Raw genomic sequence first — 13,566 nt, 5'->3', positions numbered from 1 at the left:
TTTCCCTCCGATCTATTCATTATTTTCATCTTTTTTCTCAATCCAAAGTACATAGATGGCTGCCAACAAGAACCAAATGATATAGGTAGAAAACATTAACCAGCCAGCAAGAGAAATGCCCATCAGGTAAATATCCGTCGGCCACCAGATTAAGACGAATAGGGAAACGAATACTAATACAATCGTTAAAATAATACCGGGGTCTTTTATACGGGAATTGCTTTTCATGATTCACCCTCCTTTCAAATACATTTGCAAGCTAGAAATCTAGCTGTACTCCAATTCCTTTTTCCCGTGCTTTTTCATAGATGAGGTTTGCTGTGACCACGTCAAACAAAGCCATTCCAACGGATTTAAACAAAATCGTAGAATGGTTTTCTCTATGAAAGGAAGATTGGGATGTCAGCCAGGAGGACATCGTTTGTACATCCTCTTTTTTAATCCATCCTTCCTTAATCGGAATAGCAATATCCCCGGATTCTTCGATGGCATGTTCTGTATCGACATAAATGGAATTGGCTAATTTGTAGACTGTATTTGGAAATTCTCGCATTGTCGGCTGAAAGGAACCGATACCGATAATCAGTTTTTCTTTGAGAAGGGCTGGGTCGTCTGGGAGAACTGGTTGATAAGAAGTGGTTGCTGTGATGATAATATCTGCACTGGAAATTGCTTCTTTTGCTGAATTTGCTGTATGAAGCCGGATGTTTGGTTCGATCCATCTTTCTAGGGAAGCTTTAAATCCAGGGATTTTATCTTTCGTACGATTAAATAGATAAATATCGCTAATATTTCTCTCGGTACATGCAGCAATAGCCTGATATAATCCTTGAACACCGGTGCCAATGATAGCGAGCTTCCTATCGTCCTTTCTGGCAAAATGACGTACCGCATTCCCGCCAATGGCCCCGGTGCGGAGGGCGGTCAAAAAGGAGCCGTCCAACAGGCTGAGTATTTGTCCTGTTTGTTTATCGTTTAAAACGACTAATCCATGAAGGGTCGGCACTTCTGTATTATTTGGAAACACGGTGACAAGCTTCGTGGCAATGGCCCTTTCAGTCAAGACAGGCATCAACAATAGCGTATTATCACCGTCTCTTACCTGTAATCTAGTTGGCATCTGAAAATGATTGGATGCGTAAATTTCGTAAGTAAAGTCAATAGCATCGATGACGTCTTTCATCGTGACGGCTTCTTTTATATGTTCTTCGTTTAAAAAGAGCAAGCATATCTACCTCCTTTGAAGATCAGCATGCTAGACGACGGCTCCTTCCACAATAAGGTCCTTTTCGGCAAATCTTTCAAAACGGAGCGGTGTGAGGTCAATCGTTTCATATTTTCCCTTCCGGATAAGTTCAGACAGTCCTTTTCCGACGGCAGGCGCCTGCTGCATTCCATGCCCGCTAAACCCACAAGCCATATAATAACCAGGCACATCAGGATGTTCGCCGATAATTGCATTTTGATCAATCGTATTATAGCTATATATGCCTGCCCAGCCGCGGACGATTTTCGCCTCGGCAAAATTCCGCACCCGCTCTCCCAGCACCGGCCATAATTGCTCATAGAAAAACTCCCGTTTCCAGCTAAATTCAATTCCCGGTTTGACGTCTTCCGAAAACCCGGAAATAATCGACTGTCCTTCGTGCCGGAAATATACACCGCTTGGATCCACCGTTAGCGGCAGGTCATTTTCCAATGGTTTGGCAATATCAAATTGAATGACTTGCCGTTTTAGGGGAACGACCGGAATCGGACAGCCTAATTTTTCGCTCAGCATCGGTGCCCATGGTCCTGCACAGTTAATGACTATGGGAGCCGTATAGATTTCTTTATTTTTTAGCTGAACTCCAGTGACTTTGCCTTTTTCCGTAAGGATGGAATCCACTTCTTCATATTTATAATTCGCCCCCAGCTGCCGAGCTTTCCGTATGTATCCTTGCATGACAGAATAAGGATCGAGATACCCGTCTTCGCTGCAATACAGTCCTCCTTGCAAGTCAGAGATATTTAACTCAGGAATAATCGATTGCAACTCATCCTTCGTGCACAGCTCTGAAGGTACTCCCAATTGTTGTTGCAGTTTATGCTGTTGTTTTAAATAAGCGAAATTTTCTTCCGCAGCAAGGAACAAATATCCTCTCTGTTTAAAATCGATTTCCGCTTTTTCATCGTTAATCGCCATATCATCAGGAAAGGTTTTATATTTTTGCAGACTAAAACGGCTGATTTGAATATTTATGGCAGTCGTAAACAGCTGGCGAATACCGCCGGCACTACGGGGAGTGGACGCATACGTATATGTTTTATCTTTTTCAAAAACCGTAATTTCCCCGGAAAAACCATCTTCCAGGAGATTGTATGCCACACTGGAACCGATAACCCCGCCGCCAATGATAATGATGTCTGTTTTATGAACCACAAAGGCACCTCCTGATTGCAGATTATTCATAATATTAATTCTATTATAAAATTAACCTATTTCCATACCGTTTTCTATAGTTATAATGACTAAAAAAATAGGAATGGTTGTCAGGAAAAATAGGGAAATGCTATGATGGACGTACGATGGTTGACGCATAAAGTGAAGAGGTGATAGAGTTTGGAAGGCTTAGTGCACTTTGCACAAAAGGTTGTGGAAGCGGTTTCAAATATATCTCCCTTTCCCATCAGTTTAAGCGATGAAAACGGAATAATTATTGGTGCTACCGATGAAAAGCGTATCGGAACGCTGCATAGTCCTTCCCGGGAGGTGATCCGAAAAGGGACATATATTTTATACGACGAACAAACAACGAAACATCTCGATAATGTATTGCCGGGAATTGCCGTTCCATTAAAATTCGATGCAAAGACAATCGGTGTACTTGGCATAATCGGACCGCCTGAGCAAGTAAAACCATATGCCCAGCTGATTAAAAACCATGTAGAAATGCTCTGGCAAATAACACTCCGCCAGCAGCTGACAGATTTGGAATATGATATCCGGGAAACCTTTTCCCAATACCTTCTTCTTCACAACGCTCCGAATGAAGCCAACATCAAGCAATATTGTGATTTGCTCTCCATTGATTTTTCCTTAAACTATTACTGTATTGTCATCCATATAGGAGATTCATTGTTAAGCCGGCTTCAGCTGAAAAATCCGGTGAATCAATTGAAAAACGAGCTGCTCTCTTGTACGGAGGAAGCTTTTCAGGCAAAAGCGGATGCCTTCTGTTCGTTTCTCAATACGGAAAAAATCATTTTGCTGAAACCGGTGAAGGACTTGCAGGACTATCGTAAAGAGCTGGAAAAGTTCCATGCAAGGGGGGAGGATCTGAAACGTCTGTACCGCATGTATCAAATCACCCCTGAGTATATTGCTGCCGGTAACCGTTATCCTACATTAATGAAAATTCACCTTTCGTATAAGGATGCGGAAAGGCTGATCCAATTCGGAAAGGACAACAATTTAGGCACGAATATTTATCACTTTTATCAATGGGACCTTTTGCATTTACTGCTACCAAGCCAAATAACACCAGACTTTTACGAGAAAGTGTTATTTCGTTTAGAACCACTTTTTCAGCAAAAAAATAGCAAAGATTTAATAAACGCCTTTATCACCTATTGCGAATGTAACATGAGCATCGCTAAAGCTGCGAAGGCCTTGTACATCCACCGAAACACGTTAATCTATCGGCTGAAGAAAATCGAAGAATTAATCTCCCTGAAAATCAATAATTTCGAACACTGCATGATGATTTATATTACTCTAAAGGGTGTCTGCACCGGTGACACCGAGAAACTGCTTCAACAACAATTGGGGAGTGACACTTATCGGCGGAATTAGAGAAAGACTGAGAGGTGATATCACGGTCGATAGAGAAAAAGATGGTAAATCGGCTGGGAGAAGACCTGCTGGAACCGTTAGAATCAGAGTAGAGCGCTGAATTTTAAAAAATATCGTTAGAAAAAATAGGAGAATCGCTGAATCATTGTTTGAACCGTTAGAATACCTGCTGAAACCGTTAGAATCAACGGGTAGCGCTGAATTTTTAAAAATCTCGTTAGAAAAAAATAGGAGAATCGCTGAATTATTGTTCGCACCGTTAGAATATCTACTGAAACCGTTAGAATCAACGGGAATCGCTGAATTTTAAAAAATCTCGTTAGAAAAATAAGAGAAACGCTGAATTATTGTTCGCGCCATTAGAATATCTGCGAAAACCGTTAGAATCAGAGTAGAGCGCTGAATTTTAAAAAATATCGTTAGAAAAAATAGGAGAATCGCTGAATCATTGTTTGAACCGTTAGAATACCTGCTGAAACCGTTAGAATCAACGGGTAGCGCTGAATTTTTAAAAACCTCGTTAGAAAAAATAGGAGAATCGCTGAATTATTGTCTGTATCGTTAGAATATCTGCTGAAACCGTTAGAATCAACGGGTAGCGCTGAATTTTTAAAAATATCGTTAGAAAAAATAAGAGAAACGCTGAATTATTGTTCGCGCCATTAGAATCCCTGCTGAAACCGTTAGAATCAGAGAAGAGCGCTGAATTTTAAAAAATTCCGTTAGAAAAAACAAGAGAATCGCTGAATTATTTTTCACACCGTTAGAATACCCGACAATAACTGCTAGAATCCAAGTGAACCGCCGAATTAAATTTGACAGCGTTAGAATAAAAAGTTAAAAACCCCCTCCTATTCCTGGTTATAGGAACATATTCCTGCCTCTATAGTAACTGGTACCCATGGCGCTTTCGTTATTTTTTTGGGAAAATTTGGATAGGCATGAATCTCGTATATTATGAATAAAATCACTTCTTCTACTATATGAGACCGGGTATAATAGGAATTGTCTGTTTATGACTAAATACCTAAAAAAGGTTTTTTTTCATTTCGAATAAAAGATATTCTGAATTGAGAGGGGAATCGATTTGGAAGATAAGATAAATATACTTCTCGTCGATGATCGTCCGGAAAATCTGTTATCCATAGAGGCGATTATCGAAAAAGACGAGTACCGTCTTGTGAAGGCTTCCTCTGGGGAAGAAGCGTTAAAATATCTACTAAAATACCAATTTGCGTTAATTTTAATGGACGTTCACATGCCGGGAATGGACGGGTTTACGACTGCGAAAATCATCAAAGCAAGGGAAAAGACGAAACATATCCCCATTTTGTTTATTACCGCTAACAATATGGAATCCGAACATATTTTCATGGGATACGCGGTCGGTGCGGTAGATTACATTTTAAAACCGATTGATCCGCTCATTTTAAAAGCGAAAGTGGAAAGATTCGTAGATATTTACAAGATGAAACAAAATTTAGTCCGAAAAAAAGAGGCATTGGAAGAAAAAACGCAGGAGCTGGAGAAGGCCAATCGCGACCTCCTGGAAACGACCTCCAAACTGCGTGTCCTGGAATCATTGACTGACGTCGTTTTCGAAACATCAAAAGATGCAATGTTTATTTTAGATCCAGACGGTAATATCGTAAAATGCAATCCATCTAGTCTAAGCATGCTCCAATACGACAAAGCCGAACTGCTCGGAAAACCGATTACCACCCTGTTTACTCAACACGAGGCAAAACAATTCATCAAAGACAATTTGACTTTCATTCTACAATATGGTCATGTGAAAAATTATGAGAATCAAAAAGAAGTGCCCGTTACCGGAAAAAACGGCCGGACGTTGATAGGAAACGTTCATATCGGCTTTAAAAACATAGACGATAGACCAGTCATCGCCTGCACGATTCAAGATTTGACAAGCCAGAAGAAAAATGAAGAATTGATTACCCATATGGCGTATCACGATTATTTGACCGAATTGCCCAACCGAAGAATGTTTCGCAAACAATTGTCAACAATGCTCCAGCAGGCAAAACAGTCGAACGGAGCGTTAAGCTTGCTGTTTTTAGATATGGACGGATTTAAATACATCAATGAATCATTAGGGCATCTCATCGGGGATCAAGTGCTTAAAGCAGCGGCAAAAGCTTTGCAACAAATTGTCCGGAAAAACGACTTCATCGCCAGGCTCGGAGGCGACGAGTTTGTCATCCTGCTGCCAAATACCGACCGGGAAACATCATTAGAAATAGCAGAAAGGATTTTGGACCGGTTTCAGCAGCCCTTTACCATTGACTATTATGATTTGTATATTACAACGAGCATCGGGCTGAGCGTCTTCCCTTATGACGGAGAAGATGACGATGAACTGATGAAAAATGCTTTCGCCGCACTATATACGGCAAAGCAACAAGGAAAAAACCATTATCGGGTGTATCATAATGGGATGAACTTGAAGTTTTACCAAAAATTTCTCTTAAAAAACGATTTGCATAAGGCGATTGCCCGCAATGAATTCGCATTCCGTTATCATCCTTCCGTCAATACAAAAAGCGGTAAAGCCGAGACAATCGAAGTAAAGCTTACGTGGAACCATCCAAAATGGGGGGAAATTTCACCGGAAGAACTGCAGTCTTTAACCGATGAATCCGGCCTCGTTACGATGATTGGAGATTGGGTCATCCAAACGGTTTGTAATCAAATAAAAATTTGGCGGGAAAAAGGCGACATTCCAGTAAGCATCGCCTTGAATCTTTCCCCAAAACAGCTGCTGGAAAAGAATTTTATCGAAAAGCTAAAGAAAGTTTTGCAGGAAACGAAAGTAAAGCCAGCCCAATTGCAATTTGAATTCCTTGAAAATGAATTAAAAGAGTATTGGGAACTTGTAAAAATTCCGATGCAAGAGCTAAAAGAATTAGGGATAAAACTTTGTATTGATGATTTTGGCATCGGATATTCCGGCCTGCAATTTTTGCATCTGCTGTCGGTCGACAAAATAAAAATCCATCCTTCCTTTTCCCGCATGGCTGGGACGGAAAAAGATGCTTACACCCACCTTCTCGCTGCCTATATGGCCATCGCGGAACAGTCTGATTTATCCATCGTCGCCACGGGGGTAGAAACAACGGAGCAATTCCAATTCTTTGGTAACAACGGCTGCACCGAAGTCCAGGGGCCAATCGTGAGCTCCCCTCTATCCCGGAAAGAGGTGGAAGCATTATTATTCCAAGGCGAAATGCAATTTTTCAAAGAATGGGAGAGTCTCTCCAGTTCTTCGGAAAATCCTCCTAAAGAAGAGAAGCAGGAAAGCCTGATTCGAAGTTCTTTACACGAATTAAAGGAAACTTTTTCTCTGTCAACGAGGGAACTGGAAGTGTTGGAGCTTATTTTGAATGGGTTAAGCAATAAAGAAATATCACAGCAATTGTATATAAGCGAGCATACGGTAAAAAATCATATTTATCATATTTTCCAAAAAATGGATGTTACTGACCGCTCACAAGCGATGGCTATCGTATTTAACATGCTGAAACAAGGATAGATGAATAGTTTTTCAAAAAGAAGGGAAGATGGACGTGAAAATACGTACACAAATGCTGCTTGTCCTAAGCACACTTCCGATTTTGCTTTTTCTGTTTATCGGGATGGAAAGCAGACAAATGGCCGGATTTCAAAAAGTGAGCAATACGTTAATGAAGAATTATGAACTTACGATTTTGTCCGAAGAAATACAATTGAATTTAAAGGACAATGCGATTTATTTGCGGAACTTAATCCTTACTCCGGAACAGGAGGGGATGGAGAAAGAAATAAATAAAATCGATGCATTAAGCGAAGAAATCGACGACCAAATGAGCAAACTGGAATCTTTTTCATATACGGAAGAACAAAATGAGCTGGTGAAACATGTCGTAAGGCAATATGAACAGTATACAGCCTATAAAGAAGAAATTATCCAGCACGTTTTAGACGGAAATCGGGAAGAGGCGAGGACAAAATTAGAAGCGTACTCCCAGGAAATGCAAGAGGTGTTTTATTCTAGCCTGACAGAAATGACGGACACCTTTGAAGATGATACAACTGCCTTAATGGAAAATGAGGAAAAAACATATGCCCGCAATTTTTGGACGGAAGTCATCGTACTCGGTGCGGTAATTATCGGGATTTTTCTGATGTTTTTCCGCAACGTTCATGTGTTTACGTCCAGATTAAAAAAAATTACGTCCACGATGAACGCCATCGCCAGCGGGAAAATGGGATTGGACACAGGCATTGAAATCAAAGGGAATGACGAACTGGATGAAGTAGCGACATCCTTCAACCAAATGTCCCAATCTCTAAAAAAAGAGCAGGAGAGAGAACAGGAAGAAGGTTGGGTGAAAACGCATATCGCCGAGATTACGAAAAGCATGAGCGGGCAGAAAACACCAGATGCTTTAGCGGAAACGTTTCTTTCCGAGATTGTACCTCTCGTCGAAGGGAGTCATGCTGTTTTTTACATTGCGGAGGAAAGCCAGGAAGAGGAGCCAATCTACACATTGCGGGCATCCTACGCTTTTAAAGAACGGAAGCATATGAAAACGGTCTTTCGTCTTGGAGAAGGGTTAGTCGGCCAATGCGCATATGAAAAGAAACCGATCATTCTCGCAAACGTTCCCCGCGATTATATCGCGATTCAATCCGGGCTTGGGGAAGCGCCTCCTTGCTTTTTATATTTGCTGCCTGTTATTCACGAAGGGGAAGTGAAAGGCATTATTGAAATAGCTTCCTTCCAACCGTTCGAAGACAAAGAACAGAGGTTGCTCGAGGAATTAGTTTCTAATTTAGGAATTACTCTTGATAATGTCATCGGCCGAATTAAACAGGCGAAACTATTAGAAGAAACTCAAACATTAATGGAAGAAATCCAAACTCAATCAGAAGAATTGCAAACCCAGCAAGAAGAACTTATCGCGAAAAATGAAGAGTTGGAAAAACAGACGAACGTATTAAGACAATCGGAAGAAAGACTGAAAGTACAGCAAGAGGAACTGGAGCAGGCCAATGTGGAACTGGAAGAAAAGACGAACAGTCTGGAAGAACAAAACAAACGCTTCGAAGAAAAAAATAAAGAACTCGAACAAATAAAAACCGAATTAGAACAAAAAGCAAAAGAACTAGCCTTGAGCTCCAAATACAAAACCGAATTCCTTGCCAATATGTCCCATGAATTGCGCACGCCTTTAAACAGCATGCTTATTTTGTCGAAACTCCTTTCCGAAAACAAGGAACAAACGTTATCGAGCAAACAGGTGGAATATGCGAAAACGATTTATTCTTCCGGAAAAGATTTGCTAATGCTCATTAACGATATTTTGGACCTTTCCAAAATCGAATCGGGAAAAATGGATATTTATCCGACCGACGTAGCAATCGATGAAATTATCGAATTTGCCGAAAGCAGTTTCCAGCCGGTTGCCGATGAGAAAAATGTACGATTCCGCATTATGAAGGAAGCGGATTTGCCGGAGACCATTTATACCGACGAAACGAAATTACAGCAAGTATTAAAAAACTTGCTGGCAAATGCGTTTAAATTTACCGAAGAAGGGGAAGTCACATTAGAAATTAAGCGGAAAGGCCCTCACTTTGCCTTTGTCGTAGCCGATACAGGCATCGGGATTGCGGAAGAGCACTTAAACACGATTTTTTCCGCCTTCCACCAGGCCGACGGTACAACGAGCCGTAAATACGGCGGAACAGGACTTGGATTATCGATTAGTAAAGAGTTGTCAGAGCTGTTAGGCGGCTGGATTGAAGTGGAAAGTGAATTAGGAAAAGGAAGCACATTCACGTTTTATGTCGGGAATTTCCGTCATAACAGCTGTTTGGAAGAAGCCGCAGCGGGGCTGGATAACGAAGTACAGCCTGAAGTAACGGAGACGATAAAAGAGGACACGAGAAAAGAAGCCAAGCAGGCAATGCCGGAAGAAAATAGCCACATTAAAAGGCTCTTAATCGTTGACGATGACCGGACTCAGCGGAACAGCATGATGGAATTGCTCGGGGATATGAATGTCATTATGAAGGCTGTTTCTACCGGAAAGGAAGCGATGGAGGAATTGAAGCGGAATTCCTATGATTGCCTCGTGTTAGACCTTGGACTGACCGACACGACCGGTTTTGACCTATTAGAAAAATTAACCGAGCAGGAAAAATACGACCATTTAAAAGTATTTGTTTATACGGGAAGAGACGTCACATCAGATGAAGAACGCTTTTTAGAAAAGCATGCGGACAGCATCATTATTAAAGACGAGCATGCCCCTGCCCGACTGAAAAAAGAAATTGCCTTATATTTGGACGGTATCACGTTGCAGACAACGCCAAAGAATAATGACACAGAAGTGAGAAACAACGATAAATTGGAAGGAAAACATATACTCATCGCCGATGATGATGTCCGTAACGTGTATGCCCTCTCCAGCATTTTGGAACAATACGGCATCCAGATATCCTTTGCGGAAAACGGGAAAGAAGCCATCAACGTGTTAACCGGGAATCCTTCCATCGATTTAGTAGTCATGGATATTATGATGCCGGAGCTAGATGGTTATGGAGCAATCCAGCAAATTCGGGCAATGGACGAATACAAAAACCTTCCGATTATTGCGCTAACGGCAAAGGCGATGAAAGGCGACAGGGAAAAAAGTCTGGAAATCGGTGCCTCTGATTACATCGTGAAGCCGGTAGATATTGATCAGTTTATGTCCCTTATTAAAGTTTGGCTTTTTAAAAAGGAAGGAAAGAGCGATGCCTAAAGCACAGGCAGACTTGGAACAGCTGGAAATAAAATTGTTTCTGGAAGGCATTTACGAACGGTACGGCTATGATTACCGGAATTATGCTTACCCGACGATTCGGCGCAGAATTTGGCATCGGATTCATGCGGAAAAATTATCTAGCATCTTAGAACTGTTGGATAAAGTATTGCGGGATCCAGTTTATATGCAAAAAATTATTGCCGATTTTTCCATCCATGTGACGGAAATGTTCCGGGATCCGCTGTTTTTTGCCGAATTCAGGAAAAAGGTCATTCCGCTATTAAGGACCTATCCGTCCATTCGGATTTGGCATGCGGGTTGTTCCAGCGGGGAAGAAGTATATTCGATGGCCATTTTGCTTCAAGAAGAAGGGCTGTACGACCGGGCTAAAATTTATGCAACGGACATTCATACCGACGTGCTTAAAATTGCCAAAAACGGCCAGTTTCCTTTGGAACCAATGAAAAAATATACGACAAATTATATTCAGGCCGGAGGGAAAAAAGCCTTTTCTGAGTACTATACCGTTGTCAACAACAAGGCGAAGTTCCACCCGTCCTTATCGAAAAACATTGTCTTTGCCCAGCATAATCTCGTGACAGACCGATCTTTCAACGAGTTTCACGTCATCATTTGCCGAAACGTTCTTATCTATTTCAATAAACCGTTACAGCAAAAAGTCCACCGGCTTTTCTATGAAAGTTTAGGGATGTTGGGAATTCTCGGGCTGGGTAATAAGGAAAGCATTGCTTTTATGGATGTAGAGGATCATTACAAAACGGTAAGCAGAGAACAGAAATTATATCAAAAAATAAAATAAACCTTTGGTCTGGCGGTTCAGCCTGACCGAAGGTTTTTTTAATCAGCTGGGGATTCGATTGTTTTCGGTAATGCTGTAGGACATCTTCCCTGTATTTTTCACTTTGTACAATGCTTTATCCGCATTTCGGACGACAGAATGGGGGGTTAAATGCTCGTCTTTGTTGATGACGAAAATGCCAATGCTTGTGGACACGTTAAGCTGGTAATGATCGATCATCCAAGGCTCCCTCATCTTGTTCTGAATGCGTTCCGCAATTTGTTCTGCGTCATGGACCGAGGCAATCTCAGGAAGCAAAATAGCAAATTCGTCGCCGCCAAGTCTTGCAGCGATGTCCGTATCCCTTAGACAGCTTTCGATTCGCTTGGCAAATTCAATCAGCACTTTGTCGCCGATATCGTGGCCGTACGTATCATTAATCATTTTAAAATCGTCCATGTCCATCATCATTACCGCCAACTTACGCTGTTCGCTGCCGGACGGTTGAAATGATTGCAACAGATATTTATCAAATAGCCGACGATTCGGCAAATTCGTTAACGGATCATGAAGGGCCAAATTTTTTAGCCGATTTTCATATTTCTTTTGCATCGTAATATCCCGGATGACGAGGACGAAATGGCTAAGCTTGTCCGTCGAATCGCAGTAGACCGGGGTTCCCGCCATTTCCAGCCACACGATTTCTCCTTCTTTATTGTGATTGCGAAACTGAATTTTACAGTTTTTTCGCTCTTCTACCGCCTTCATCATCTGCCATTTCACTTTATCTCTATCTTCGGAAACAATTTGCCGGAAAAGCGATTCACCGATAAAGGATTCCGGGCTATGCCCGATAAGTATTTCGCAGGATGGTGAAACATACGTAACCGTATAGTGCTCGTCTGTTAATACGATCATATCCATCGTGTTTTCCGCAATAATGCGAAATCGTTGCTCACTTTCCTTTAATCGCCGAATCGTATCGAGAAGCTCAGACATATCCCTTATGATGGCGTAAACCCCGACGATTTTTTCGTGAATAATCATCGGTGAAAGTTTTATCATGCTGCGAACGAGCTTTCCGCCCTTGCCGATAAATGTTCCTTGGAATTCATGAAAGCCGCCTTTCCCGGCATGATGAAACTTTTCTATTGCCATTTCATTTTCTTCCGGCAAAACGAAAGCAAGATAATGTTTGCCGATTAAATCTTGTAATGGATAACCGGTAACTTTTTCCACGGCTTCGTTGCCGTCAATAATATATCCGTCCAAATTGATAAAGAAAATTGCATCAAAGTTATAGGAAAATAACGATTCATATTTTTGCTCATTTGCGATTAACCGCTCGCTATATTCCTTCATTTTCACTTCAGCGATTTTTTCCTTCGTAATGTTTTTTACTTGTGCGACAACATAGTTGCATTGGCCTGCATCGTCCACAATCGGGGATAGCCTCGTTCTCGCATATTGATGAAAGCCGGTTGCGGAAAGGAATGTATCGTTGTACGTAACCGGTTCCTTTACAGCAATGACCTTCCTATACTGTTCGAGAAGAAACTGAGCCTTTTCCGGCGGGAAAAAATCGTCAAAGGTTTTCCCATGAAAGTCCTCGGTTACAAAGGATTCTTTGATGGCAGCCTGATTGGCAAACTCGTATACAAATGAATCGTCTTCCTTCACTTTAACAATAAAGATCATGTCTTCCATGCTGTTAAAAAATTGCCAAGGATTATTCATGCCCTGCTCCCTTTCTGCTGTTGTTTTTGGCATATTGTTTTAAGCTTTCAATTAATTCGTGTTTTGCCTTTTCCTTAAGCAAAAAGTGTACACCATATTGATAGACATTTCCGGATTGTTTCTGCCATATTACATCTCCGATAAAATGAAACTCACGTTCTTCCAGTTTAAAATGCGTATAAATTTTTACTTTTTTATCGGGTAATCGGAGCTTGCTTTGCAGTTTTGCACCTTCTGGGCTAATATCGATAATGTTTATTTCGCCGAGGGACGTTTCGACAACCTGGTCATCTACCGCTACAATTTGGAACATACCAGGGACCGGCTTTTCAAAAGTATATCTAAACGGTTCATTTCGGTTGTATTTATGCATGTTGCGAACT

At 41.3% G+C, this 13,566-nt stretch carries 9 protein-coding genes; 4 read left to right on the top strand and 5 right to left on the bottom strand.

Annotated features, from left to right (window positions below; translation table 11 throughout):
- Positions 1-12: 12 nt before the first annotated feature.
- Genes IEV18_RS02945 through IEV18_RS02935 form a run of 3 tightly spaced genes read right to left on the bottom strand, consistent with a single transcriptional unit; the run spans position 13 to position 2,422 of the window.
- On the bottom strand, positions 13-228 hold the full coding sequence (locus IEV18_RS02945; RefSeq protein ID WP_188390888.1) for a hypothetical protein: 216 nt from the start codon (positions 226-228) through the stop codon (positions 13-15).
- Positions 229-259: 31 nt separating this feature from the next.
- Positions 260-1,225 (bottom strand): ornithine cyclodeaminase family protein, encoded by a 966-nt coding sequence (locus IEV18_RS02940; RefSeq protein WP_188390887.1) that lies wholly within the window; start codon positions 1,223-1,225, stop codon positions 260-262.
- 30 nt (positions 1,226-1,255) lie between these two features.
- Positions 1,256-2,422 carry an NAD(P)/FAD-dependent oxidoreductase gene (locus tag IEV18_RS02935; protein WP_188390886.1) on the bottom strand — a complete coding sequence of 389 codons (1,167 nt, stop codon included), beginning with the start codon at positions 2,420-2,422 and terminating at the stop codon, positions 1,256-1,258.
- A 180-nt stretch (positions 2,423-2,602) separates the two neighbouring features.
- Between IEV18_RS02935 and IEV18_RS02930 the strand changes: the two genes are divergently transcribed.
- The 4 genes from IEV18_RS02930 (at position 2,603) to IEV18_RS02915 (ending at position 11,467) form a co-directional block, all read left to right on the top strand.
- Positions 2,603-3,835, top strand: a complete 1,233-nt coding sequence (locus IEV18_RS02930; RefSeq protein ID WP_188390885.1) for a CdaR family transcriptional regulator — start codon at positions 2,603-2,605, stop codon at positions 3,833-3,835.
- A gap of 1,087 nt (positions 3,836-4,922) precedes the next feature.
- Entirely contained in the window at positions 4,923-7,385 is a 2,463-nt protein-coding gene (locus IEV18_RS02925) for an EAL domain-containing protein (RefSeq protein WP_188390884.1), read from the top strand.
- Between the two features lie 34 nt (positions 7,386-7,419).
- A complete protein-coding gene (locus tag IEV18_RS02920; RefSeq protein WP_188390883.1) occupies positions 7,420-10,644 on the top strand; it encodes a response regulator in 3,225 nt (1,074 codons plus the stop codon).
- Entirely contained in the window at positions 10,637-11,467 is an 831-nt protein-coding gene (locus IEV18_RS02915; RefSeq protein ID WP_188390882.1) for a CheR family methyltransferase, read from the top strand. The genes IEV18_RS02920 and IEV18_RS02915 overlap by 8 nt, the downstream gene beginning before the upstream one ends.
- Positions 11,468-11,509: 42 nt before the next feature.
- On the opposite strand, the gene IEV18_RS02910 is transcribed toward IEV18_RS02915, so the two are convergent.
- Entirely contained in the window at positions 11,510-13,183 is a 1,674-nt protein-coding gene (locus tag IEV18_RS02910) for a sensor domain-containing protein (protein ID WP_188390881.1), read from the bottom strand.
- Positions 13,176-13,556: a PilZ domain-containing protein gene (locus tag IEV18_RS02905; RefSeq protein WP_188390880.1), complete on the bottom strand. Its 381-nt coding sequence runs from the start codon at positions 13,554-13,556 to the stop codon at positions 13,176-13,178. The genes IEV18_RS02910 and IEV18_RS02905 overlap by 8 nt, the downstream gene beginning before the upstream one ends.
- Positions 13,557-13,566 lie beyond the last annotated feature (10 nt).

The organism is Compostibacillus humi (assembly GCF_014637175.1).
In the GTDB taxonomy this organism is placed as follows: Bacteria; Bacillota; Bacilli; order Bacillales; family Amphibacillaceae; genus Oceanobacillus; species Oceanobacillus humi.
Note: the sequence above shows the minus strand (reverse complement) of the source record. Positions and strands in the feature narration are given on the sequence as shown.